Genomic DNA, 18,140 nt, shown 5'->3' on the forward strand with positions numbered 1-18,140 from the left:
CGCCTGATCCGCCGGGCGGCCCGGCCGCGCGATCCGCCGGGCAGGTCAGCCGCGCGTCCCGTCGCGGTGGTGCAGGCCGGAGAGGCGCATCGCGATCCGGTGCCGGGCCGGCGGCACGGCGCCGAGCAGGCGGAACAGCAGGTTCCGGGCCGGCCGGGCGGCCGGCGGCAGGGTGGCGAGCCGGGTCAGCCGGGCGGCGAGGGCCACCACCTCCCCGGCCATCGGGCGGCGCCGGGCCGCGTACGCGTCGAGCAGCGCGTCGGGCGCGCCGGCCAGCACGTCGGCGAGCGTGTCGCCGAGGTCGACCGCGTCCAGGATGCCGAGGTTCATTCCCTGCCCGCCTGCGGGGCTGTGCACGTGTCCGGCGTCGCCGGCGAGCAGCACCGGCCCCTTGCGGAAGGCGTCGGCGATCCGGTGGTGGATCCGGAACCGGGAGCCCCAGAGCACCTCCGTCACCCGGTCGGGGCGGCGGGCCGGGCCGCGCTCGTCGAGCAGCGCCTGGAGGTGGGCCCGGTCGGGCGCGGCCGGAGCCTCCGCCACGGCCGCGACCAGCCGGACCACCCCGTCGGGCAGCGGTGCCCAGACCAGCGGGCCGGAGCGGGCCAGGAAGAGGGACACCCGGTCGCGGGGCAGCGCGCTCTCCAGCCGGACGTCGGCGAGGACGAACGACTCCTCGCCGCCGGCCGGGCCGGAGAAGCCGATTCCGGCCCGCTCCCGCACCGTGCTGTGCATCCCGTCGGCGCCGACCAGGAAGCGGGCCCGGACCGTCGCGCCGCCCGCGAACGTGGCGACCACGCCGGCCGCGTCGGGGGCCAGCCCGGTCATCTCGTACGGGCGCAGCACCGGGACGCCGAGCGCGGCGAGCTGCCCGGCGAGCACCTCCTCCGTGACCGACTGGGACACCATCAGCGCGTAGGCGTGCCGGGAGGGCAGCGTGTCGAACGGCACGGCGAGCAGCGCCCGGTCGCGGTCGCGGACCGTGAACCCCGGCGACCGCAGCCCGCGCGCCACCAGCGGCGCGCCGGCGCCGATCCGGTCCAGCGTCTCCAGGGTGTACGCGTGCACCACCGCCGCCCGGGAGGTCCGCGGCGGCCGGTCCAGCCGGTCGACCACGGTCACGTCGACCCCGCGCCGGGCGAGGGTCAACGCGGCGGTCAGCCCGGTCGGGCCGGCACCCACCACCAGGACGTCCGTACTCGTGGGCAGCATCGCCGACCTCCGTCAGTTCATGCCAACACTTGTTGGCAAACACTTGTTGGCAACGTTAGGGCGGCCGACGGTGGAGTGTCAACAGGCGTTGGCATACGGTCGTGGGCATGACCGACGCCGCGCCGACCCGTACCCGCCGCTCCGACGCCACCCGGGCGGCGATCCTCCGCGCCGCCCGCGAACGCTTCGCCGCCGACGGCTACGACCGGGCGACCATCCGGGCCATCGCGGCGGACGCGCGGATCGACCCGTCGATGGTGATGCGCTACTACGGCAGCAAGGAGGGGCTCTTCGCGGCGGCGGCCGAGTTCGACCTGCGGCTGCCCGAGCTGGCCGACGCGTCACCCGAGCGGCTCGGCGAGCTGCTGGTCCGGCACTTCGTCGACCGGTGGGAGACCGACGGGACGATGGCCGCGCTGCTGCGTACGGCCGCCACCAACCACGCCGCCGCCGAGCGGATGCGGGGCATCTTCGCCGACCAGCTCACCACGGCGGTGGCCCGGGTCGTGCCGGAACCGGCGCAGGCCCCCCGGCGGGCGGGGCTGGTCGCCAGCCAGATGCTCGGCCTGGCGCTGACCCGGTACGTGCTCCGGCTGCCCCCGGTGGTCGACGCCGACCCGGCCGAGCTGGTCGCCTGGGTCGCGCCGACCGTCCAGCGCTACCTGTGCAGCGCGCCCGACGCCTGATCTCGCCGCCGCGCCCAACCTTTTCCGGCCCCGGTGCGTCTGTCTTGTGACACACGACGGCCGGCCGGAGGGGAGGGCGGATGGGACCGCCGACGACCGACGACGGGCGGGACGGCTACGTCACCTTCGTCGAGTGCCACCAGCACCGGCTGCTGCGCGCGGCCTACCTGGTCTGCGGCAACCGGCACCAGGCCGAGGACCTGCTCCAGGACGCGCTGCTCAAGCTCGCCCTGCGCTGGCCTTCGGTGCGGCACGGTGACCCGGCCGCGTACGTACGGACCATCCTCTACCGCGACGCCGTCTCCTGGTGGCGCCGACGCCGCCGGGAGTGGCTGAGCGAGTACCCGCCGGAGCGGGCCACGACCGAGGGCGACGGGGCACTGCGGCTCGCGCTGCGCGACGCGCTCGGCCACCTGCCGCCCCGGCAGCGGGCCGTGCTGGTGCTGCGCTACTTCGAGGACCTCACCGAGGCCGCCACCGCCGAGGCGCTCGGCGTCACCGTCGGCACCGTCAAGAGCCAGTGCCACGCGGCGCTGCGCCGGCTCCGGGAGATCGCGCCGGAGCTGGGACGCGACGAGGGACGGCCCGGCGACGACCTGATGACCGGATTGGAGGTGAACCCGTGAGGGAAGACGAACTGCACCGGCTGCTCACCGTCGCCACCGAGGACGTACAGCCGGCCCACCCGGCGGCGACCGGTTGGGAACGGGCCCGCCGGGTGCGGCGTGCCCGCCGCGCCGCCGGCGCCACCGCGCTCGCGGTCGCCCTGCTCACCGGCGGTACGGCACTGGCCCTGCGCCCCGCCGCGCCGCCAACACCAGCCACCACCGCGACACCGGACCGGAACCCGACCCCGCACCCCGTACCCGTGCAGACGCCCCCGGCCGACCTGGCCTATCCCGGGCACCCGCTGGGCCGCCTCGGCGACCCGGTCGGCGCGACGCTCTCGGCCCGCCCGGTACGCCGGGCGCTGGCGCTGCACCAGCCGATCGACCCCGGGACCGGCGTCGCCGGCCGGATCCGGGTGCTCGGCGACGACGGCGTCGTACGCGACCTCGACGTGGTCACCCCCGCCCCGACCCGCGACTCCGGGGGCAACGAGGCGGTGCCGCTGAAGAGCGGAAGCCTCTCCCCGGACGGGCGGACGGCCGCCTTCGCCCAGACCGACGAGGTGATCGTGGTCGACCTGACCACCGCCGCCGTACGCCGCCACCCGCTCAAGGGCTACCTGGAGCAGGTCCTCTGGTCCGGCGACCGGCTGCTCGTCGGCGGCGACGACACCGCGTACGAGCTGGACCGGGCCACGGGCGCCGCCCGGAAGCTGCCCGTGTCTCCCTGGGACGCGGTCACGCCCGACCCGGCGGCCCCGCCGAACGTCCCGCTCGAACTGGGCGGCACGCCGCCGAACCTGACGCAGGTCCGGTGGACCGACGACGAGACGCACCGCAGCTTCGGCGCGGTCGACTTTCGCGCGCTACCACCCGGTCACCGGGTCGACGAGTTCTACGGGCGGGGCTGGCAGCGCGGAGACCGGGTGGCTCGCGCCGGCTGGATCACCACGGACAGGATGGGCGGACTGGAGGGCGTCGCGGTGCTGAACGCCCGGACGCGCGTGGTGACCCACCTGCTCAACCTGGGCCGGGACCGCTGGAAGGGCTGCTGCGAGGTGCTCGGCTGGGACTCCGACGGCGCGGTGCTGCTGCGCCACAACCCGGGCGGGCTGTTGCGCTGGCGGCCGGAGACCCGCGAGATCACGGGCGTGACGCGGAACCTGTTCGGGGCGGTGTCGCTCTCCGCCGGCTGACCTGTCCCGTACCACGGCAGGGCCGATCCCCGTGCGACCGTGGCGGGCGCGCGGGGACCGGCCGGCGCGTCAGCCCGCCAGGCCGCCGGGCTGGTCGCCCTTCACGACGGGGGCCCGGACCAGGTTGCCCCACTCGGTCCACGAGCCGTCGTAGTTGCGCACCTGCGGGTAGCCCAGCAGGTGCCGCAGCACGAACCAGGTGTGGCTCGACCGCTCGCCGATGCGGCAGTACGCCACGATGTCGTCGTCCGGGCTCAGCCCGAGCTGGTCGGCGTAGATCGCCCGCAGCTCGTCGGCCGACCTGAACGTGCCGTCGTCGTTGGCAGCGGACTTCCACGGCTTGCTGACCGCGCCCGGGATGTGACCGCCGCGCAGCGCGCCCTCCTGCGGATAGTCCGGCATGTGCAGCATCTCGCCGGTGTACTCGCCCGGCGATCGGACGTCGACAAGCGGGCGGCCCGCCGCCACGTGCGCCATCACCTGCTCGCGGTACGCCCGCACCGGCGCGTCGTTGCGCTGCGGCACCGGGTAGTCGGCGCGGGATCGGGCCGGCTTGTCCCGCGTCGTCTCGCGGCCCTCGGCGACCCACTTCTGCCGGCCGCCGTCGAGCAGCCGCACGTCCGGGTGGCCGAAGAGGCTGAACACCCACAGGGCGTACGCGGCCCACCAGTTGAAGTTGTCGCCGTAGAAGACGACCGTGTCGCCCCGGCCGATGCCCTTCGCGGCGCACAGCTCGGCGAAGCGCTCGGCGTCCAGGTAGTCCCGGGTCACCTGGTCGTTCAGCTCGGTGTGCCAGTCCACCTTCACGGCGCCCGGGATGTGGCCGGTGTCGTAGAGCAGCACGTCCTCGTCGCACTCGACGACGACGAGGCCCTCGTCGCCCAGGTGCTCGGCCAACCATTCGGTGGTGACCAACCGCTGCGGGTCCGCGTACGACTGGAGTCGGGGATCGGGATCGCTCGGCACAGACATGATCCCCAAGGTACGCCGCATCCCGGGCCAGCGGCCGGCCATCGGAAATCGGTGCAGCGAATCCGACGCGTCGCGCGTGACAGTGGCGAGACCCGCCAACCAACGAGGATCGACATGACCGTACGGCACCGAACCGGGCCGCCCCGGGCCGCCGCGTCACCAGTGGACTTCGCCGACTTCTACCAGGCGCACTTCCACCGCCTGGCGGTGCAGCTCTACGCCTACCTGGGGGATCACGCCGAGGCGCAGGACCTGACTCAGGAGGCGTTCTGCCGGGTCCTGGAGCGCTGGAACCGGATCAGCGCGTACGACGACCCGTCCGCATGGGTCCGCCGGGTCGCCTGGAACCTGGCCACCAGCCGGCTGCGCCGGGTCCGCACCGCCGTCCGGCACCTGGCCAGGCAGCGGGAGGAACACGTCCCCGGCCCGGAACCGGACCGGGTGGCGCTGAGCCATGCCCTGGCTTGTCTGCCCACGAGCCAGCGCCGGGCCGTCGTGCTGCACCACCTGGCGCACCTGAGCATCGCGGAGATCGCCGACCAGATGGACGCCCCCGAGGGCACCGTCCGCTCCTGGTTGTCCCGGGGCCGGGCGACGCTCGCCACGTACTTCACCGAGCGGCAGGAGGCCCACGGTGCGTGAGAACGACCTGGACGAGATGTTCGCCGAGTTCGAGGCCGACGCGATGACCAGTTTTCGCCCGCCGGGCGTGCCGGTGGCCGAACGCCGGGTACGCGACCGGCGGCGGCGACGGTTGCTGACGGGTGTGGCTGCCCTCCTCCTGGCCGGACCGGCCGGCGCGTTCGTTGCCGCCGGCCGGGGCGCGGATCCCGACCCGCCGGCCCCGTTGCCCACCCCCTCCGTGTCGCCGACACCCACCGGGCAGCTCCCGGAACGGAAAGTCGCCCTGCCCGGCGAGCCCGGCGAGCTGGCCGACCTGCGCTTCGTCGACGCCCGGCACGGCTGGGCGCTCTTCGACACCTGCGGCCCGCGCGACCCGGACGCGACCGGCTGCCGGCGGGCCGTCGGGCGGACCACCGACGGCGGGGCAACCTGGCAGCCGACTGCCCCGCTCGCTGATGCGAAGGGGCCCGCGAGCATGTTGCCGATCGACGACCGGACGCTCACGTTGATGGACCGCGACGGATACCTCGTCACCACGGACGGCGGCGCTGCCTGGTCCCGCCACCCGTTCAGCGCCCCGCCGCCGGCCACGCAGCGGAGCACCGTGACCCGCAGCGGATTCCTCATCCGCTGTCCGGGCCAAGACAGCCTGGAAGGCAGACCGTGTCCCCGCCGGGAGCTGATCCGGGTCGGCTCCGGCCCCGTCCGCCCGCAGCCCCCGGTGGCCCTCACCGAGGAGACCGAACACCGGCTCGTCGAGAGCGGCGACGGGCGGCTCTGGCTGACCGTACGCGACGGAGACCGGCTCACCGTCCTGCTCAGCGCCGACGGGGCGGCGAGCTGGCGGAGGCTGCCGGCCGTGGCGGGGGCCGGACGGCTCCTGGTCTCCCCGGACGGTGCCGACGCCTGGCTGGTGAGCGTCCGGGAGGACGGATTCGACGTGGCGGCGACAAAGCAGGTGTGGCGGCTGGTCGGGAGCAGGTGGGAGCAGCGACCGGGCCTGCCCGACAACACCAGTGACGTCGCTGCCGCGAACGGCGGGGTCCTCGCCGTCACCAGTGCCTACGGCAGCGCCGGCTTCTGGACCGGCGGACACTACGTCGACGTGCCCGAGCTGCGCGCCGCGCTGCGCGACGACACCGACGCCAGCCTGTCGGTCGAGGTGCTGCGGGACGACACGGTCGTCGTGAGCACCGGATCGGCCCAGATCATGGGCGTCAACTCCGGCGTCACGCGTACGTGGACCCTGGTCTCCTGACGGCCCACGACGGCCGACCGACGAGCCTGCGTGTGTCGGTCGGGTTCGTCGGCGTCGCCCTGACGGGCTCCGGACGGCTGGCTCCCCGGCGTCGCGGTCAGGCGCGGCGGTGGGCGATCCGGCCGGCGACCACGGTCACCAGGCAGGCGCCGTCGGCGTCGAGGACGGCCAGGTCCGCGCGCCCGCCGGGAGCCAGCGTCGGTGGTGCGGCGGCGGGCAGCACCAGCAGGTCGCCGCGCTCCACGGCGGCCCGCAGCGCCGGATCGGTCAGGTGGCCGGCCAGGACGGCGGTCACCCCGAGGCGCAGCAGCGCGTGCACCCGCTCGCGGGGAGTGTCGGCGGCCGGCAGCGGCCCGTCGTGCACCAGCCCCGGCCCGAGCGTGCCGGGCCAGCGGCGGATCCGGGCTCCCGCGTACGCCTCGGTCAGCTCGCCCAGCGGCCCGACCGCGACGATCCGGTCGGCCCGGACCGCGACGGCGGCCCCCGGGGTGGGCGGGGCGTCGGGCGTGGTCCGCAGCAGCGGCGCGGTGTGCAGGGTGAGCACGACTCAGTCGACGATCGGGCCGAGCGACGGGCGCTTGGCGGTGACCCTGTCGCCGGAGGAGCGGCCGGTGAGCCGGCGCTTGATCCACGGCGCCAGGTGCCGCCCGGCCCAGCGCAGGTCGGCAGCGCGGGCGGCCAGCCAGGGCGTCGGTGCCGGGTGCGGCGGCACCATCAGCCACTCCTCGTCGCAGCCGACGCCGAGCGCGTTGAGCACCTGCGCGGCGACCCGTCGGTGCCCGGCCTCCGACAGGTGCAGCCGGTCGGTGCTCCAGAGCATCGGGTTGAGGTACGCGTCGTCGGCGTACAGGTCGACCAGGATGGCGCCGTGCCGCTCGGCGGTCTCCCCGACGGCCCTGTTGAGCAGTTGCACCCGGGGCGCGACGAGGCGCTGGCCGGGCAGCCGGGCCATCACGTCGGCGAACCGGAACAGGACCACGTCGGCACCGCCGGAACGCAGCCTGCGCACCACGTCGTCGAAGCGGGTGACCAGGGCGTCCGGGTCGAAGGTGCGGCGGAGCACGTCGTTGCCGCCGGCCGCGAAGCTGATCAGGTCGGGCTTCATGGCGAGCGCGGCGGGCACCTGCTCGGCCACCACGCCGGGGAAGAGCCGGCCCCGGATGGCCAGGTTCGCGTACCGGAAGTCGGGGCCGGCCCCGGCGGCCAGCCGGGTGGCCACCAGGTCCGCCCAGCCCCGGTAGCTGCCGTCCGGGTACGCGTCGTCCATGCCCTCGGTGAAGCTGTCCCCGACCGCCACGTAACTGCGCCAGCGCACCTGATCATCCCTCCGACGTGCGGTGGGAAGGAGCACCCCGGTGGAGGAAGGGGCCCTTCCCGACGCGGGACAGTCTTCACCAGGAGGGCCGGTGGCGGGGGGACCGAGGAACAAACGTGGCGGAGGTCATCGTTGGCGGCGGGACCGTGCCCAAAGGCGTGATCCGGGACCGGGGCCACGAGCCCGATCACCGCGCTGCGTCGATGCGAGGAGTTCCGTGGCGCCGTCGACAACCCTCGGAGCGTCCTATTTGCGGGGACTGCCGGCCGGCCGGCACGGTCCGGTCAGGTGGATGGCGGCGCCAGCAGGTGCGCTGCGGCCTCCGGTGTGCGAGCCTCGTTCAAGCCTTTTTAACGAGGTTGTAACACTTGTCACCGCCGTGTCACCCTCTGCACCGCAGACGGCGACGCCGCCCGCACGTCCTGGGAGTAAGCAGCGTGTCGAACCTCGACCTGGCACTGAAGAACGCGATGAGCATCGACGGCGCGATCGGCGCCGCACTCGTCGACTACAACAGTGGGATGACCCTCGGCGTGGCGGGCGGAACCGGGGAGATCGACCTGACCGTCGCCGCCGCCGGCAACACCGATGTCGTCCGCGCCAAGCTGCGCACCATCGAGATGCTCAACCTGAACGACGAGATCGAGGACATCCTCATCACCCTCGGCACGCAGTACCACCTGATCCGCCCGGTGACCAGCCGCACCGGCAAGGGGCTCTTCCTCTACCTGATGGTGAGCAAGAGCCGCGCCAACCTGGCGATGGCGCGTCACCAGCTGCGCAGCATCGAGGAGAGCCTGGAGCTGTGAGCGGGATCGACGACACCGAGACCCCGCTTCCCCGCCGCACCGCACGCACGGGCACCCTTCCGCCACCCCGGTCGTTGCCCCCGTCGCTGGCCGGGAACACGTCGCTGCCGTACCCGGCGATCGGGCACGAGCTGTCGGAGCTGCGCCTCCAGATCCCCGGGGTGCACGGCTGCGTCCTCGGCGGCGTGGACGGCCTGCTCATCACCCACAACCTGCAGACCGACGTCGACCCGAACGACCTGGCGGCGCTCGCCGCCACCACGTACGGGCTGGGCCGGCAGGTCGGGCTGCGGCTGGGGCAGGGCGACTTCCAGCAGTCCACCGTCCGCAACGCCGGCGGCTACCTGAGCGTCTACGCGGTCAGCTCCCAGGCGCTGCTCGCGGTCGTCGGCGAGGACAGCATCAACGTGGCCCGGCTGCACCTGCACGCCCCGCCGGTGGCCAAACGGCTCGCCGGCCTGCTGGATCAGGTCACGCCCGCCGGTCACGGCGCCCGCTGAGCCGGCCGGGCGGAACGCGGCGTTCCGCCCGGCCGCCAATGGCGTGCTGCCTCTCCATCGACCGTTGCTTCCTGCGCAACACCGACCACCACCTCGGCGAGACCGGTCAGGGTCCGCGCCGCCTGCTCGGCCCCGTCCCGGCGACGCCACCCGCCCCGGAACCGGGCTGACCGCCGTACCCGAAATGGATCGTCGTCCCGCCACCGGCCCCCGTACGCTGCGCCAATGCTGCTACGCATGTCGACCCTGCTGCTCCGGACCCTGCGCGAGGACCCGGCCGACGCGGAGGTGCCGAGCCACCGGCTCCTGCTGCGCGCCGGCTACATCCGTCGCGCCGCACCGGGCGGCTACACCTGGCTGCCGCTGGGCAAGCTGGTGCTGGACCGCGTCACCGAGGTGGTCCGGCAGGAGATGACGGCGATCGGCGACCAGGAGGTGCACTTCCCGGCGCTGCTGCCGGCCGAGCCCTACCGGACCAGTGGCCGGTGGACGGAGTACGGCGACGACATCTTCACCCTCGCCGACCGGCGCGGCGCGGAGCACCTGCTGGCGCCCACCCACGAGGAACTGGCCGCGCTGCTGGTGAAGGACCTGTTCACCTCGTACCGGGACTTCCCGGTGACGCTCTTCCAGATCCAGACGAAGTTCCGGGACGAGGCCCGGCCGCGCGCCGGACTGCTGCGCGGGCGCGAGTTCCTGATGAAGGACGCCTACTCGTTCGACCTCGACGAGGCGGGCCTCGCGGCGGCGTACGAGCGGCACCGCGGCGCGTACCGGCGGATCTTCGACCGGCTCGGGCTGGAACACACGATCGTGCGCGCCACCTCCGGGGCGATGGGCGGGTCGGCGTCGGAGGAGTTCCTGGCGGCGACGCCCGTCGGCGAGGACACCTTCGTCGGCTGCACCGCCTGCGACTACGCGGCCAACACCGAGGCGGTGACCACGCCCGCCCCGCCGGCCGGCGACCCGGACGCCCAGCCGCCCGCCGAGGTGCACGACACCCCCGAGACCCCGACCATCGCCAGCCTGGTCGAGCTGGCCAACGCCCGACGCCTGGGCCGCCGGGACGACTGGACCGCCGCCGACACCCTGAAGAACGTGGTGCTCGCCCTGCGCCGGCCCGGCGTGCAGGAGGCCGAGCTGCTGGTGGTCGGGCTGCCCGGCGACCGCGAGGTCGACCTGAAGCGGCTCGGCGCGGCGGTCGCCCCGGCCACCGTGGACGTCTTCGACGGCTGGGACGCCCACCCCGAGCTGGTCCGGGGCTACATCGGGCCGCAGGTCCTGGCGAAGCTGGGCATCCGCTACCTGGCCGATCCCCGGGTGGTGCCGGGCAGCGCGTGGCTGACCGGCGCGAACGAGCCGGGCCGCCACGCGACGGGCGTGGTCTGCGGCCGGGACTTCGTGCCGGACGGCACGGTCGAGGCCGCCGAGGTGCGCCCCGGCGACCCCTGCCCGGCCTGCGGCACCGGCGAACTGACCATGCGGCGCGGCATCGAGATCGGGCACATATTCCAGCTCGGTCGCCGCTACACCGACGCCTTCGCGGTCGACGTGCTCGGTCCCGCCGGCAAGCCCGTACGGCCGACCATGGGCTGCTACGGGATCGGGGTGTCCCGTGCGGTCGCGGCGATCGCCGAACAGCACCACGACGAGCGGGGGCTCGTCTGGCCGACGGCGATCGCGCCGTGCGACGTACACCTGGTGGCCGCCGGGAAGGGGCCGCAGCTCGACGCGGCGCTGGAGCTCGGCGGGCGGCTCGCCGCCGCCGGCCTGCGGGTGCTCGTCGACGACCGGACGCACGTCTCCGCCGGGGTGAAGTTCACCGACGCCGAGCTGATCGGCATCCCGCGCGCCGTCGTGGTCGGCCGACGTCTCGCCGAGGGGTACGTGGAACTGCGCGACCGGGCGTCCGGCGAGCGCGTCGAGCTGCCGGCCGACGGGGTGGCGGACCGGCTGGTCGACCAGGTACACCGGGAGCGCGGGAACGTGGTGTAGCGAACGTGTCACGGGGTACCGCAGTCCGATCGACTGAATGCGTTCTGGAGGCTCTCATGACCGGTTACCGGGTCAGCGACGTGATGACGAAGCAGGTCATCTACCTGCCGACCGAGACCACCCTGGACGAGGCTGCCAGGGTGATGAAGGAGGCGGACATCGGCGACGTGGTGGTCACCGACGGCGCCACCCTCGCCGGCATGCTCACCGACCGGGACATCGTCGTACGGGCGGTGGCCGAGCGCAGCGACCCGGCCACCACCACGATCGGCTCGATCATCACCCGCGAGGTGGTGATGATCGAGCAGCACTCGACCGCGGCCGAGGCGGCCGCCCTGATGCGGGAGCGGGGCATCCGGCGGGTGCTGGTCTGCGACAGCGAGCGCAAGCTGGTCGGCATCGTCTCCCTCGGCGACCTCGCGATGCAGCTCGACCCCCACTCGGCGCTTAGCGACATCAGCGAGCAGGCACCGACCGTCTGAGGTGTGAGGAAGGGCCCCTTACCAACGCCTGCGGGACAGGAAGGGTCCCTTCCTTCGGCGGTAGCCTCGGAGACATGTCATCCATGCCGGCCAGGCTTTCCGAGATCGTCGACGAGTTCGCCGCCGCGCCCCGCGACGTGGTGCTGGAGATGCTGCTGGAGTACGCCGACGTCATCCCGCCGCTGCCCGCCGGCGCCGCCGACCGGGAGGGCATGGAGCAGGTGCCGGAGTGCCAGACGGCGTTCTTCCTGCGTGCCCGGGTGACGCCGGAGAAGACGGTGGAGACGCTGTTCGACTGCCCGCCGGAGGCGCCCACCACGCGCGCGTTCGCCGGCATCCTCGCCGAGGGGCTGGCCGGGGCGAGCGCGGACGAGGTGCTCGCCGTGCCCGACGACCTCTACCAGCGGATGGGCCTGGCCCAGGCGATCAGCCCGCTGCGGGTGCGCGGCGGCACGGCCATCCTGGCCCGGCTCAAGCGGCAGGTCCGGGAACAGACCAGCTAGTGCGGTGTCCACGAACCTTTGCCGGGTTCGGCGGTGGTGAAATTGTCGTACCGGTGGTGTTGGCTTCGGTTTGTGCCTCGTCGTCGGGATCCTGCTGCGCCTGCGGTGGTGTATCGCACCGCTCGTGTCGCGCTGCGGGTAACGCCCGCGCAGCGGCGGCGGTGTTTCGGGCTGCTGCGTTCGGCCGGTGATGTGTGGGCGTGCGTGCTGGAGGTCAACGCGTGGCGGCGCCGCCGCCAGGACGCGCCGCTGACGGGCTACCAGGAGTTGTGTCGCGAGTTGGCGTCTTCCGGGTCGGGCACCTTCGCCGAGCTGGACTCGACCGGCGCGCGGTCGGTGTTGCGGCGGTTTTCCAGTGCGTGGTTTGCGGCGGCGAAACGCCGCAAGGCCGGTGACCTGTCAGCGCGTTCTCCCAGGCGGAGGCGGGGATTGGTGCCGGTGCGCTGGTATCACGGCACGTTTACCCTCGACGGCCACCGCGTGCGTATCCCGACGGCGAGGGGCACCCCGGCGTTGTGGGTGCGCCTGGCCCGTCAGGTGCCGTATCCGGTCGAGCAGGTCCGCTCGATCACGCTGCTGTGCGAGGGCGGCCGTCTGTTCCTCGACGTCACCGCCGAGGTTACGATCGCCGTGTACCCGTCGGGTGAGGGTCCGGATCCCGGCCGGGTGGCGGGCGTGGGCGTGGGGATCATCCACCCGTACGCCGTCGCCGGCTGTGGCGGGGAGGCGTTGTTGGTGTCGGGGCGGGCGATCCGCGCCGAGCACCGCATGCACCTGGCCGACACCAAAGCCCGCCATCGTGCCATGGCCCGCCGGGCACCGAAGCCGGGTCAGCGGGGGTCGCGGCGGTGGCGCCAGTATCGTGCCCGGGCCCGCAGGGTAGAGGGTCGGCATCGGCGGCGGGTTCGGCAGGCCCAACACGAGGCCGCCCGCACTGTCGTCGGCTGGGCCGTAGATCAGCGGGTCGGGGTGTTGCACGTCGGCGACCCCCGCGGCGTCCTCAACCTGCCGGCTGGCCAGCAGCACAACCTGCGGCTACGACAGTGGCAGATCGGCCGACTCCTGCAGATCCTCACCGACAAGGCTGCCCTCGCCGGCATCACCGTTCATCTCGTCGACGAACGCGGCACGTCGTCGACCTGCCCCAGTTGCCGCAAACGCGTACCGAAGCCACGCGGGCGGACCCTGACCTGCCCGCACTGCCAGTTTTCAGGCCACCGCGATGTCGTCGCGGCGGCCAGCATCGCCACCCGCACCCCGGGCGGCGGACCCACCACCCCCACAGCGGTCACGCTGCCCGGGGTGGTCACGCACCGTCGAGCCGGCCGGCACCTCCCCGGAGCCGGCCAGTCCCGGCGTGACCCCCGCCGCCCACCCGGCGGCGCGGAGGTCAAGATGGCCCGCGGTGGCCCGCCCCACCACTCGGTGGGGAGTCGCTCGCCCGCACGGCGAGGATCCACAACAGTCCACCGAAAACCCGGTGAACGTTAGTGGACACCGCACTAGACGGAGGGTTGTCACCCGACATGGAGATCGAGATCTACGCCGACGTCGTGTGCCCGTGGTGCTACATCGGCAAACGTCGGCTGGAGCAGGCCCTGGAGGCGTACGACGGCGAGGTGACCGTCCGCTACCGGCCGTTCCAGCTCGACCCGTCGCCGGTGCCGGAGCCGCGCCCACTTGTCGACGCGATGGCCGCGAAGTTCGGCGGGCCGGACCGCGTCCGGCAGATGTTCGGTCAGGTGACGGAGGTGGCGGCCCAGATCGGCCTGAAGCTCGACTTCGACCGCGCGGTCGCGGCGAACACCTTCGACGCGCACCGCCTGGTCGCCTGGGCCACCGACCGGGGACGCGCCGCCGAGACGGTCGACGCGCTCTACCGTGCCCACTTCACCGACGGCGTCGACGTCGGCTCCCGTGACGCGCTCGCCGCGCTCGCCGCCGAGGTGGGCCTGGACGCGGCCGAGGCGCGCCGCTTCCTCGACTCCGGCGAGCGGGTGGCGGAACTCTCCGCCGAGCTGGCCACCGCCCGGCAGATCGGGGTAACGAGTGTGCCCACCTTCGTGCTGGCCGGCCGGTACGCGGTCACCGGCGCACAGGAGCCGGAGACGCTGCTCGCCGCCCTGGCCGAGGTGGACCGCCGCGAGACCGAAGCCAACTGAGCCGACCCCGGCTGAGCCGTCCACGGCGACCGTGAGGCCGAGGCTGACTGAACCGTCCACTGCGGCGGGGTCGACCCCGGCGACGGACATCGACGTGTGTGATGTTTCACGTGCAACGGTATCGACGTCCGTCACCGGTCAGGCCGGCCTGGCCAGCCCTTCCACCACGCGCGCGCCGGGCAGCGCGCCGAGCGCCGGCCCGGGCAGCGCGATCTTGCTGTGCCGCACGCCCGACCCGATGATCACGTGCGGGGCGGCGATCACCCGCGCGTCGACCAGGATCGGCCACTGCTCCGGCAGGCCGATCGGGGTGATGCCGCCGTACTCCATGCCGGTCAGCTCCACCGCCTCGGCCATCGGCGCGAAGCTCGCCTTCCGCACGTCGAGCGCGCGGCGGGCCACCCCGTTGACATCGACGCGGGTGGTGGCGAGCACGACGCAGGCCGCGTAGCGCACGACCCCCTCGCGCTTGCCGGCCACCACCACGCAGTTGGCCGACTCGTCCAGCCCCACCTCGTACGCGGCGCAGAAGGCGGCGGTGTCGGCCAGCTCGGCGTCGATCGGCGCCACCAGCACGTCGTCGACGTCCACCGGCGCCTCGGCGGGCCACTGCCCGACTGCGGCGGCGACCGGCGGAGCGAGCAGGTCGAGCCGACTGCGGGCAGGTTCGGTCTTCAGCGTCCCCATCACGCCTGCGATCCTCGCACCCGCCCGGGCCCGGCGTTCCACCACCTGACCGGCGGGCGAACCGTCGCCGGCAGGGGGTCACCCCTATCGATCCGGAGACGGGTCCCGACGGCGTGTGGGAGCGGGCGCTGCCGGGTACCGGCGATCGGCATGAGTGAACTTCCGCTGCACATCCTGACCGACGCAGGCTTCACGACCGACGAGGCGAACTCCATCGTCGACCACCTCCTCAAGGGTGTCGACACCCACGACGGGAGAGGCGAGACCGACCGGATCGACGTCGAGGCGCTCCCGGAGGAGAAGAAGGCCGCCGTCGACAAGTTCAACCTGGCCGTGGCCGCCGATTTCTAGCCACCCCGAGCACCGGCCCCGTCCCGGACCGCCGGGACGGGGCGGCCGGGACGGGAAGGCCCGGGACGGGGCCGGTCAGTTGCCGGTGAGGAAGCCGTTCTCGCGGAGCAGCGCGCGGTCCCGGACGGAGGCCAGTTCCTCCGCCCGCTCGGCCTGGACCCGGCGCACCTCCATCTCCTCCAGGGCGTGGCGGATGGCGAGCCGGATCACGCCGTAGAGGAAGACGAAACCGGCGACGTACAGGATGACGGTGGCGACCATGGCGAACATGGCGTCACGGTAGGCCGGACGTGAACGCGCAGGCCGTTCATCTTGCGCCCGTTCCCCCGTACGTGTCGGCGAGGTGGTCGGCCCAGGTCCGGCCGCCCTTCGGGGTCGCTTCGGTGACCAGGCCGCCCGAGCGCAGGGCGCGGCCGATCCCACCGGGGATCCGGACCGGGAGCAGCGGACGGCGGGACCGCCGCGCGGCCGTCCACGCGCGGGCCGCGTCGTCGAAGCGGAGCACCTCCGGGCCGCCGTACTCCTCGATGCCGTGCAGTGGGCCGGCGGTGAGCCGCCGGACGAGGCGGTCCGCGACCTCGCCGGGATCCACCGGCTGGGCGAGTACGGCGGGGTCGCCGATCACGGGACCGAGGCGGCTCGCCCCGCGCAGCATCCCGTCGAGGAACTCCGGGAACTGGGTCGCCCGCAGCACCGTCCACGGCACCGTGCCGGCCGCCACGACCTGCTCGGCGGCGAGCTTGTGCCGGTAGTAGGGGATCGGCACCCGGTCCACCCCGACGATCGAGACGTAGACCAGGTGCCGTACGCCCGCCTGCCCGGCGGCGACGACCAGTCGGCGGGTGCCGAGCACGTCGACCCGGTGGGTCTGCCGCCCCCGGTTCGGTGCCGAGGCCAGGTGCAGTACGGCGTCCACGCCGGCCACCGCCTCGACCACCCCCTCCCCGGTGGCCAGGTCGACGACCACCCACGAGCCGGTACGCGCCCGCCGGCTCGTCGCCCGCACGTCCCACCCCTCGGCGCGCAGCCGGGGCAGCACCACCCGCCCGAGCCGACCGCCCGCCCCGGTGACCAGCACCCGCATGGTTCCCTCCCTCTCCGGCCGTCGCGCGCCCGCCGCGCGACAGTGGTGGTGACGGCGCCCGGCCCCCGCGTGTGACCGGCTGCGCAAGGCTCACCGCACCAGCCTGGCTCACGCGAGCAGCTCGACCCACCGCAGCAGCTCGGCCGCCGTCAGGACCACGAAGAACCCGATCGCCGCCGCCCGTGCCGGAGTCGGGCACCCGGCGGGCGGTCAGCCGGCGCGGATCCCGGACGCGCCGGGCACCACCCGGCCGGCGAGCACGACACCCAGCAGGGCCAGCCCGGAGGCCACCGCGAGCGTGCCGGCGTAGCTGGCCGGTCCCGGAGCCGCACCGGCCGCGAGCACCGCGCCGGTGAGCGCCAGCACGGTCGCCGCGAAGAGCGAGTCGCCCAGTTGCAGCGAGGAGCTGTTGCGGCCCTGCTCGCCGGGGGCGGACAGCTCCAGCGTGAGCACCGACAACGAGGGGTAGAGCAGCCCCATGCCGAGACCCGCGCCGGCCCAGCCCAGCACGCCGACCCAGACCGGCACCGCCGGCGCGACGGCGAGCGTGACCACGGCCGTACCGGCGGCGATGCAGGTCAGCCCCGCCCTCGGCAGGGTGGCCCGGGAGCGCGGCGCCGGCATCCGCCCCTGCAACCAGGAACCCGCCGACCAGGCGAGCGCGCCCGTCGTCAGGACCAGGCCGGCGGCGGTCGGCGACAGCCCGCGCTCCCGCGAGAGCATCAGCGGGATCACCACCTCCGCGCCCACGAACGCGGCTGAGGCGAGACCGCGCAGGCCGATCACCGTGGGCAGGCCCCGGCCGGCGCGCAGGAACCCGGCCGGCAGCAGCCGGGGCGCGCAGACCAGCAGCCCGATCAGCGCCAGGGCCACCAGCCCGACGGCGGCAGCGCCGCGCTGCTGCCCCCCGATGTGCAACAGTGCGGCGCTCACCCCCGCCCCGCAGGCCCAGCCGATCCGGGCCGCCGCGCCGGACGGCAACCCGGTCACCGCGGGCGCGCCGATCGCCCGCAGGCCGGGGTGGATCAGCAGCACCGCCGGCACCGCCACCACCGGCACCGCCAGGAAGACCCAACGCCAGCCGAGGTGTTCCACGATCAGGCCGGCCAGTGTCGGCCCGACCAGCGACGGTACGACCCACGCGGCGGCGAACGCCGCGAAGATCCGCCGGTGCAGCGCTTCCGGGTACGCCTGCCCGACGATCACGTATAGCGCCACCGAGAGCAGGCCGGAGCCGAGGCCCTGCACGATCCGGCCGGCGACCAGGACGCCCATGGTGGTGGCGCCACCGGCGAGCACCAGCCCCAGCACGAACCAGCCGAGCCCGTGCCACATCGGCGCCCGAGGGCCCCGCGAGTCGCACCAGATGCCGGAGGCGACCATGGCGAGCACGCCGGCGGCGAACGGGCCCCCGAAGGCGAGCCCGTAGAGGGCCAGCCCGTCGAGACTGCGGGCGACGGTCGGCATGGCGGTGCCCACCGCCAGCGCCTCGAAGGCGAGCAGCGAAATCAGCGCGACGCTGCCCACCGTCATCGCGCGCAGCCGGGGCGCGAAGAGCCCGGCCTCGTCGGCGACCGGGGCGGCGTGCGTCGCCGTTCCGGTCACCTCCGGCCCGCCGCGCCCGGCAGCCACAACGGTCGGTGGCCGAGGCGGGCCCGTGGGTCCGACGGACCCGTGTCGCGGCGGAGCAGTTCGATCA

At 74.2% G+C, this 18,140-nt stretch carries 21 protein-coding genes; 13 read left to right on the top strand and 8 right to left on the bottom strand.

Annotation, left to right across the window (positions count from 1 at the left end):
- Window positions 1–45: 45 nt before the first annotated feature.
- A complete protein-coding gene (locus ACGFNF_RS18600; protein WP_393169270.1) occupies window positions 46–1,209 on the bottom strand; it encodes an FAD-dependent oxidoreductase in 1,164 nt (387 codons plus the stop codon).
- 107 nt (window positions 1,210–1,316) lie between these two features.
- Here ACGFNF_RS18600 and ACGFNF_RS18605 point away from each other — a divergent pair, with 107 nt between their 5' ends.
- From ACGFNF_RS18605 to ACGFNF_RS18615, 3 genes are all read left to right on the top strand, one after another.
- Entirely contained in the window at window positions 1,317–1,895 is a 579-nt protein-coding gene (locus tag ACGFNF_RS18605; protein WP_393169272.1) for a TetR family transcriptional regulator, read from the top strand.
- 80 nt (window positions 1,896–1,975) lie between these two features.
- Window positions 1,976–2,521 (top strand): SigE family RNA polymerase sigma factor, encoded by a 546-nt coding sequence (locus ACGFNF_RS18610; RefSeq protein ID WP_393169274.1) that lies wholly within the window; start codon window positions 1,976–1,978, stop codon window positions 2,519–2,521.
- Window positions 2,518–3,699, top strand: a complete 1,182-nt coding sequence (locus ACGFNF_RS18615; protein ID WP_393169276.1) for a hypothetical protein — start codon at window positions 2,518–2,520, stop codon at window positions 3,697–3,699. Before ACGFNF_RS18610 ends, ACGFNF_RS18615 begins: the two co-directional genes overlap by 4 nt.
- Before the next feature lie 69 nt (window positions 3,700–3,768).
- Here the strand turns inward: ACGFNF_RS18615 and ACGFNF_RS18620 are convergent, their stop codons facing one another.
- Window positions 3,769–4,671, bottom strand: a complete 903-nt coding sequence (locus ACGFNF_RS18620) for a sulfurtransferase (RefSeq protein WP_393169278.1) — start codon at window positions 4,669–4,671, stop codon at window positions 3,769–3,771.
- 114 nt (window positions 4,672–4,785) lie between these two features.
- On the opposite strand from ACGFNF_RS18620, the gene ACGFNF_RS18625 reads away from it, so the two are divergent.
- Window positions 4,786–5,313, top strand: coding sequence for an RNA polymerase sigma factor (locus ACGFNF_RS18625; RefSeq protein ID WP_393169280.1), 528 nt, complete (start codon window positions 4,786–4,788; stop codon window positions 5,311–5,313).
- Window positions 5,306–6,553 (top strand): hypothetical protein, encoded by a 1,248-nt coding sequence (locus ACGFNF_RS18630; protein WP_393169282.1) that lies wholly within the window; start codon window positions 5,306–5,308, stop codon window positions 6,551–6,553. The genes ACGFNF_RS18625 and ACGFNF_RS18630 overlap by 8 nt, the downstream gene beginning before the upstream one ends.
- Window positions 6,554–6,650: 97 nt before the next feature.
- Here ACGFNF_RS18630 and ACGFNF_RS18635 read toward each other — a convergent pair whose 3' ends face one another.
- Together ACGFNF_RS18635 and ACGFNF_RS18640 are read right to left on the bottom strand one after the other, a co-directional pair.
- A complete protein-coding gene (locus ACGFNF_RS18635) occupies window positions 6,651–7,097 on the bottom strand; it encodes a hypothetical protein (protein WP_393169284.1) in 447 nt (148 codons plus the stop codon).
- Window positions 7,098–7,100: 3 nt separating this feature from the next.
- Entirely contained in the window at window positions 7,101–7,868 is a 768-nt protein-coding gene (locus tag ACGFNF_RS18640) for an SGNH/GDSL hydrolase family protein (protein WP_393169286.1), read from the bottom strand.
- Between the two features lie 437 nt (window positions 7,869–8,305).
- On the opposite strand from ACGFNF_RS18640, the gene ACGFNF_RS18645 reads away from it, so the two are divergent.
- The 7 genes from ACGFNF_RS18645 (at window position 8,306) to ACGFNF_RS18675 (ending at window position 14,319) form a co-directional block, all read left to right on the top strand.
- Entirely contained in the window at window positions 8,306–8,677 is a 372-nt protein-coding gene (locus tag ACGFNF_RS18645) for a hypothetical protein (RefSeq protein ID WP_357577038.1), read from the top strand.
- Window positions 8,674–9,177: a roadblock/LC7 domain-containing protein gene (locus tag ACGFNF_RS18650; RefSeq protein WP_393169288.1), complete on the top strand. Its 504-nt coding sequence runs from the start codon at window positions 8,674–8,676 to the stop codon at window positions 9,175–9,177. Before ACGFNF_RS18645 ends, ACGFNF_RS18650 begins: the two co-directional genes overlap by 4 nt.
- A gap of 225 nt (window positions 9,178–9,402) precedes the next feature.
- A complete protein-coding gene (locus ACGFNF_RS18655; protein WP_393169290.1) occupies window positions 9,403–11,172 on the top strand; it encodes a proline--tRNA ligase in 1,770 nt (589 codons plus the stop codon).
- A 56-nt stretch (window positions 11,173–11,228) separates the two neighbouring features.
- On the top strand, window positions 11,229–11,654 hold the full coding sequence (locus ACGFNF_RS18660) for a CBS domain-containing protein (RefSeq protein WP_393169292.1): 426 nt from the start codon (window positions 11,229–11,231) through the stop codon (window positions 11,652–11,654).
- Window positions 11,655–11,728: 74 nt separating this feature from the next.
- On the top strand, window positions 11,729–12,157 hold the full coding sequence (locus ACGFNF_RS18665; protein WP_311409990.1) for a SufE family protein: 429 nt from the start codon (window positions 11,729–11,731) through the stop codon (window positions 12,155–12,157).
- Window positions 12,158–12,262: 105 nt separating this feature from the next.
- On the top strand, window positions 12,263–13,648 hold the full coding sequence (locus ACGFNF_RS18670; protein ID WP_393169294.1) for an RNA-guided endonuclease InsQ/TnpB family protein: 1,386 nt from the start codon (window positions 12,263–12,265) through the stop codon (window positions 13,646–13,648).
- Window positions 13,649–13,683: 35 nt separating this feature from the next.
- Window positions 13,684–14,319 carry a DsbA family protein gene (locus tag ACGFNF_RS18675; protein ID WP_393169296.1) on the top strand — a complete coding sequence of 212 codons (636 nt, stop codon included), beginning with the start codon at window positions 13,684–13,686 and terminating at the stop codon, window positions 14,317–14,319.
- A gap of 138 nt (window positions 14,320–14,457) precedes the next feature.
- Here the strand turns inward: ACGFNF_RS18675 and ACGFNF_RS18680 are convergent, their stop codons facing one another.
- Window positions 14,458–15,006, bottom strand: coding sequence for a YbaK/EbsC family protein (locus ACGFNF_RS18680; RefSeq protein WP_151452791.1), 549 nt, complete (start codon window positions 15,004–15,006; stop codon window positions 14,458–14,460).
- Between the two features lie 150 nt (window positions 15,007–15,156).
- On the opposite strand from ACGFNF_RS18680, the gene ACGFNF_RS18685 reads away from it, so the two are divergent.
- Entirely contained in the window at window positions 15,157–15,357 is a 201-nt protein-coding gene (locus ACGFNF_RS18685) for a hypothetical protein (RefSeq protein ID WP_358118828.1), read from the top strand.
- A 75-nt stretch (window positions 15,358–15,432) separates the two neighbouring features.
- Here the strand turns inward: ACGFNF_RS18685 and ACGFNF_RS18690 are convergent, their stop codons facing one another.
- The 3 genes from ACGFNF_RS18690 to ACGFNF_RS18700 form a co-directional block, all read right to left on the bottom strand.
- The gene (locus ACGFNF_RS18690) at window positions 15,433–15,627 is read right to left on the bottom strand and encodes a hypothetical protein (RefSeq protein ID WP_132235413.1); all 195 of its coding nucleotides are present in this window, start codon (window positions 15,625–15,627) and stop codon (window positions 15,433–15,435) included.
- Between the two features lie 37 nt (window positions 15,628–15,664).
- Window positions 15,665–16,441, bottom strand: a complete 777-nt coding sequence (locus ACGFNF_RS18695; RefSeq protein WP_393169299.1) for an SDR family oxidoreductase — start codon at window positions 16,439–16,441, stop codon at window positions 15,665–15,667.
- A gap of 210 nt (window positions 16,442–16,651) precedes the next feature.
- Window positions 16,652–18,046, bottom strand: a complete 1,395-nt coding sequence (locus tag ACGFNF_RS18700; RefSeq protein ID WP_393169301.1) for an MFS transporter — start codon at window positions 18,044–18,046, stop codon at window positions 16,652–16,654.
- Window positions 18,047–18,140: the final 94 nt, after the last annotated feature.

It is taken from the genome of Micromonospora sp. NPDC048868, assembly GCF_043198195.1.
GTDB lineage: Bacteria > Actinomycetota > Actinomycetes > Mycobacteriales > Micromonosporaceae > Micromonospora > Micromonospora reichwaldensis.

Coding starts and splice junctions, on each gene's coding strand:
- ACGFNF_RS18600 (WP_393169270.1), bottom strand. CDS start 1,209: ATGCTGCCCACGAGTACGGACGTCCTGGTGGTGGGTGCCGGCCCGACC.
- ACGFNF_RS18605 (WP_393169272.1), top strand. CDS start 1,317: ATGACCGACGCCGCGCCGACCCGTACCCGCCGCTCCGACGCCACCCGG.
- ACGFNF_RS18610 (WP_393169274.1), top strand. CDS start 1,976: ATGGGACCGCCGACGACCGACGACGGGCGGGACGGCTACGTCACCTTC.
- ACGFNF_RS18620 (WP_393169278.1), bottom strand. CDS start 4,671: ATGTCTGTGCCGAGCGATCCCGATCCCCGACTCCAGTCGTACGCGGAC.
- ACGFNF_RS18625 (WP_393169280.1), top strand. CDS start 4,786: ATGACCGTACGGCACCGAACCGGGCCGCCCCGGGCCGCCGCGTCACCA.
- ACGFNF_RS18655 (WP_393169290.1), top strand. CDS start 9,403: ATGCTGCTACGCATGTCGACCCTGCTGCTCCGGACCCTGCGCGAGGAC.
- ACGFNF_RS18660 (WP_393169292.1), top strand. CDS start 11,229: ATGACCGGTTACCGGGTCAGCGACGTGATGACGAAGCAGGTCATCTAC.
- ACGFNF_RS18665 (WP_311409990.1), top strand. CDS start 11,729: ATGTCATCCATGCCGGCCAGGCTTTCCGAGATCGTCGACGAGTTCGCC.
- ACGFNF_RS18675 (WP_393169296.1), top strand. CDS start 13,684: ATGGAGATCGAGATCTACGCCGACGTCGTGTGCCCGTGGTGCTACATC.
- ACGFNF_RS18680 (WP_151452791.1), bottom strand. CDS start 15,006: ATGGGGACGCTGAAGACCGAACCTGCCCGCAGTCGGCTCGACCTGCTC.
- ACGFNF_RS18685 (WP_358118828.1), top strand. CDS start 15,157: ATGAGTGAACTTCCGCTGCACATCCTGACCGACGCAGGCTTCACGACC.
- ACGFNF_RS18690 (WP_132235413.1), bottom strand. CDS start 15,627: ATGTTCGCCATGGTCGCCACCGTCATCCTGTACGTCGCCGGTTTCGTC.
- ACGFNF_RS18695 (WP_393169299.1), bottom strand. CDS start 16,441: ATGCGGGTGCTGGTCACCGGGGCGGGCGGTCGGCTCGGGCGGGTGGTG.